The organism is Jatrophihabitans sp. (genome assembly GCF_046262535.1).
Lineage (GTDB): Bacteria > Actinomycetota > Actinomycetes > Mycobacteriales > Jatrophihabitantaceae > Jatrophihabitans.
On record NZ_JBHEMO010000047.1, the window covers coordinates 1 to 4,328 of the forward strand.

Consider the following 4,328-nt stretch of genomic DNA (forward strand, 5'->3'; position numbering starts at 1 on the left):
GCCCTGAGCCCGGACCTGCTCCAGCATCTCCAGCACGGACTGGTTCGCGCCGCCGTGCAACGGGCCGTAGAGGGCGTTGATGCCGGCCGACACGGAGGCGAACAGATTGGCCTGCGACGACCCGACGAGACGCACCGTCGATGTCGAGCAGTTCTGCTCATGGTCGGCGTGCAGGATGAACAACCGGTCCAGAGCCTTGGCGACCGCCGGGTCCACGTCGTAGGGCTCGGCCGGCAGTCCGAACGTCATGCGCAGGAAGTTTTCGACCAGCCCCAGCGAGTTGTCCGGATAGAGGAACGGCTGGCCGACGCTTTTCTTGTAGGCGTACGCGGCGATGGTGGGCAGCTTGGCCATCAACCGGTAGGTGGAGAGCTCGAAGTCCTCTTTGTCGAAGGGGTCGAGGAAGTCCTGGTAGAAGGTGGACAACGCCGAGACCGCCGAGGACAGCACCGGCATGGGGTGGGCGTCGCTCGGGAAGCCGTCGAAGAAGCGCTTCATGTCCTCGTGCAACAGCGTGTGCCGGCGGATGTTGTCCTCGAAGGCAGCCAGCTGATCTGCCGTGGGCAGTTCGCCGTGGATGAGAAGGTAGCTGACCTCGATGAACGTGGAGTTCTCGGCCAGCTCGTCGATCGGGTAGCCGCGGTAGCGCAGGATGCCGGCGTCGCCGTCGATGTAGGTGATCGCCGACGAGCACGACGCGGTGTTGGCGAATCCGGGGTCGTAGGTGACCAGCCCCGTGGACGACAACAACTTGCCGATGTCGGCACCGGCGGATCCTTCGGCGGCCGGGCGGACCGCTAGCTCCAGCGGATCGGAACCGGCGGCGGTCAGGACGACGGGAGCGGCAGCCTCGGACATGGAACCCCTCTCGGCACGGCGGTCTGGAACCCGACCCTACTGCGGAGTACGGCCGATCACTCGGTGAGGTTCTGCAGACGGACCTCGCCGCGGGCCACGAGCCGGTCGGCCTCGTCGATCACCTCGACCTGCCACAGCTGCTGGCTGCGGCCACGGTGGATCGGCGTGGCGGTGGCGACAAGGCGTCCCTCGCGGACCGCGCGCAGGAAATTCGTGTGGTTCGCGGCGCCGACGACCTTCCCGCGCTCGCCGAACCACAGCGCCGCGCCGACGCTCGCGCTGGCCTCCACGACCGCGCTGTAGACACCGCCGTGCACGATCCCATACGGCTGGAGGTGCTGCGGGCCAACCGTCCAGCTCATCACCACACGGTCGGGTCCCGCCTCGTCCAGGGTGAAGCCGAGAGCCTTGTTCAGGCCGGTGTGCACGACGTCGTCCAGCATTCCGCGACCGTAGCGCGCGGTCAGCCGCCGGTGCCCTTGAGGGCCAGGGTTGCAAGTGACGCGGCGTCGTCGGTCGCCTTTGCGCCCGACTCGGCGGACGGGTCGATATTGACCGCGACGGTCCGCTGTCCGGACGCAACGACGAGTAGGGGGTCCTCGTAGTCGGTGCCGACGCCGCCGGTCAGGATCGTCGCGGTCTGCCCGTCCACGGTCGTCGGCCGGCCGGACGCCCCGTGGGCGGTGTAGTCGTCGACCGTCGTGGCGATGCGGCTCGCTGCCTTCTCGGGTGAGGAGTACAGGCTGACTCCGATCTCGATCTTCGCCTTCGCCGTGGCCCCGGAGCCGGTGACCCCATACCGGCAGTTCAGGTAGGCGAGCCGCCCAATGGTCGGCTCCGGCTTCCCGACGATGAAGGCGTCCACGCCGGCCAGCGGCGGACCGCCGATGACCGCATCGATCGACGTGTCGGGCAGCAGCGTGTCGCAGGTGCCGCTGAGCTTGGTCAACGGGCGTCCGGGGCTGGTCGACGGACCGGGCGTCGTGGTGCCCGCGCCGGCGGTGGACGAACCGGTCGAGGGCGCCCTCGGCGAAGACGACGGAGGGACGGTGACGGTCACGACCCGCTGCGGTTTGCCCGACGAACAGGCGGCGAGCAGACCGAGGACAGCTGCGCTGGCGAGAAACCGGATCGGCACGCCAACTGGGTACCCAAAGCGATCTTCCGTCAACGGTCGGGTCGCGCGCCGAGCAGCGACCTCGTGAGCGACACCTCGGCCCGGGCGAGCGGGATGACCAGCGCGAACCACAACGCGAAGCACACGAGCGCCGCCGGCATCACCGCGGTCGACTCGCCCACGGAGTGCAGCGTCCACTGATCACCGAACGGCTGCCGGAACACCTTGTCCGGCGTCACCCAGTACAGGAACGGATAGCTGAGGTAAAACACCCCGCCGGCGAACAGTGAGAACGACAGCGTCGACGTCACGCAGCCCAGGACCGCGTGCATGAGGCACCAGGCGGCATCGCGCCAACTGGCCGGGTCCCGCTCGATCGCCCAAACCCGAGCGACGACTCCGGTGCTCGCCGCCGGGCGGTACGAGCCGCGAACCGGGGAGCCGAGCAGCCGTTGGGCGCCGCGCCGGCGGAGGTCGGCGTACCACCGAACGAGCGACGTCGCCGGCAGTATGAGGGCGGCCAGGACGGTGAGCGGCGAGATCGCCACCAGCGTGATCCAGAGCGTGAACAACACGACGCCGAACGTCGACGTCACCATGACGACCGCGGAGCGGCCGAGCAGGAACAGTCGAAGCGGGGGACGGCGCGGAGCCGGGATCGGCTGGGACGGCAGGACGTCCACCAGATTGGCCATGGAACGATCCTCGGCCTCCGGTCCCGCCCGCGCAGTGGAGTTATCTCTACTTGAACTGCAGCACGCCGTCATCGATCGGCGCCCGGCGCAGCATCGGCAGGTCACGGCGGTAGTCGTTGGTGATCCGCCAGGGGCCACGGGTGCCCTGCCGCGGCAGCCGGTCGTTGCCGCGCCGCACATAGCCGGAGTTCAGCGACGCGAGGGCCGAGTCCGGCCCACGGTCGGAATCCCCGGCGTGGGCGACGGCTTGGCGGTAGCCGTGCGCGTCCATGTGGTTCAGCAGCCGGCAGGTGTACTCAGCGGCGAGATCGGCCTTCAACGTCCACGCCGCGTTCGTGTACCCGAAGACCACGCTCGCGTTGGGAACGCCCTCGAGCAGGACGCCCTTGTAGGTGACCCGCTGGTTCAGCGCCACCGGCTCGCCGTCGACCTCGAGCTGGGCGCCACCGAGCATCTGAACGTTCAGGCCGGTGGCCGTGACGATGACGTCGGCATGGAGTTCAGCGCCGGACTCGAGTTCGATCCCGGTCGTCGTGAACCGCCTGATCCGGTCGGTGACGACATCGGCGCGGCCGGTGCGGATGGCACGGAACAGATCACCATCCGGTGCGACGCACAACCGCTGGTCCCAGGGTTGGTATGTCGGCGTGAAGTGCTTGATGTCCGAGTGGCCGTGCAGCTGGCGCTCGGCGGCCCTCAGGATCATGCGGCGCACGATCTCGGGCCGCTTGCGAGACAGCCGGAACATCGCTCGCTGGAAGGCGAGGTTGCGGCGGCGGGCCAGCCGGTATACGACGTCGGCCGGCAGGTAGCGGCGTAGACGCTCGGCTAGCGTGTCGCGGGCCGGCAGGGACGCGATGTAGGTGGGGGAGCGCTGGAGCATGGTGACGTGGGCGGCGTCCTCGGCGATGGCCGGTACGAGCGTGACCGCGGTGGCCCCGCTGCCGATGATCACCACCCGTTTGCCGCGGTAGTCGAGGTCCTCGGGCCAGTGCTGGGGGTGCACGATCGGTCCGGGAAAGGCGTCCTCGTCGGGGAAGGCCGGGCGGAATCCCGCTTCGTAGTCGTAATAACCGGTGCAGGCCATCAGGAAGTTGGCAGTGAAGCGCTTCGGGCGCCCGGTCGCGGCGTCACGGGCGTCGAGAGTCCATCTCCCTGCTTCGGTCGACCAGGAGGCCTTGACGACGTCGATGCCGTGCCGGATGTGCTGGCTGACGCCGTACTCGGCAGCGGTGTCGACGACATACCGGCGGATCGAGGCTCCGTCGGCGAGAACCCTCGTCTGGGTCCACGGCCGGAAGTTGTAGCCGAACGTGAGCATGTCCGAGTCCGAGCGGATACCGGGATAACGGAATAGGTCCCACGTCCCGCCGATCCGTTCCCGCCGCTCGAGGATCAGGTAGCGCTTGCCCGGCGACGCGCGGGTGAGGTGACAGGCCGCGCCGATGCCAGCCACGCCCGCGCCGACGATCAGGACGTCGACGTGCTCGACCGCCATCAGCGCCTCCATTGATCTGCCCGTCGCGCCGACGGTATCCCAGGCGTGCCGTCCTCACCCTCGTCGGTGTAGGCACTCGGATGTGGACGAGATGACGGCGGTGGCGACCTGGGTGACGTCGGTTCTGGCGGCGGGCGGCCGCCGCGACGCGGCCGACTGG

5 protein-coding genes are annotated in these 4,328 nt (G+C 68.9%); all 5 read right to left on the reverse strand.

Annotated features, from left to right (window positions below; genetic code table 11):
- A partial coding sequence (locus ABR571_RS07435; protein WP_409452552.1) for a citrate/2-methylcitrate synthase occupies window positions 1-858 on the reverse strand: 858 nt, incomplete at its 3' end.
- A 56-nt stretch (window positions 859-914) separates the two neighbouring features.
- The gene (locus ABR571_RS07440) at window positions 915-1,301 is read right to left on the reverse strand and encodes a PaaI family thioesterase (RefSeq protein ID WP_409452553.1); all 387 of its coding nucleotides are present in this window, start codon (window positions 1,299-1,301) and stop codon (window positions 915-917) included.
- 20 nt (window positions 1,302-1,321) lie between these two features.
- Entirely contained in the window at window positions 1,322-1,996 is a 675-nt protein-coding gene (locus tag ABR571_RS07445) for a hypothetical protein (protein WP_409452554.1), read from the reverse strand.
- A gap of 29 nt (window positions 1,997-2,025) precedes the next feature.
- The gene (locus tag ABR571_RS07450; RefSeq protein ID WP_409452555.1) at window positions 2,026-2,670 is read right to left on the reverse strand and encodes a sensor domain-containing protein; all 645 of its coding nucleotides are present in this window, start codon (window positions 2,668-2,670) and stop codon (window positions 2,026-2,028) included.
- Window positions 2,671-2,716: 46 nt separating this feature from the next.
- The gene (locus tag ABR571_RS07455) at window positions 2,717-4,180 is read right to left on the reverse strand and encodes a flavin-containing monooxygenase (RefSeq protein WP_409452556.1); all 1,464 of its coding nucleotides are present in this window, start codon (window positions 4,178-4,180) and stop codon (window positions 2,717-2,719) included.
- Window positions 4,181-4,328 lie beyond the last annotated feature (148 nt).

Bases quoted from the DNA above. Each gene is read 5' to 3' on its own strand.
- ABR571_RS07450 (WP_409452555.1), bottom strand. From the start codon at position 2,670: ATGGCCAATCTGGTGGACGTCCTGCCGTCCCAGCCGATCCCGGCTCCG.
- ABR571_RS07455 (WP_409452556.1), bottom strand. From the start codon at position 4,180: ATGGAGGCGCTGATGGCGGTCGAGCACGTCGACGTCCTGATCGTCGGC.
- ABR571_RS07440 (WP_409452553.1), bottom strand. From the start codon at position 1,301: ATGCTGGACGACGTCGTGCACACCGGCCTGAACAAGGCTCTCGGCTTC.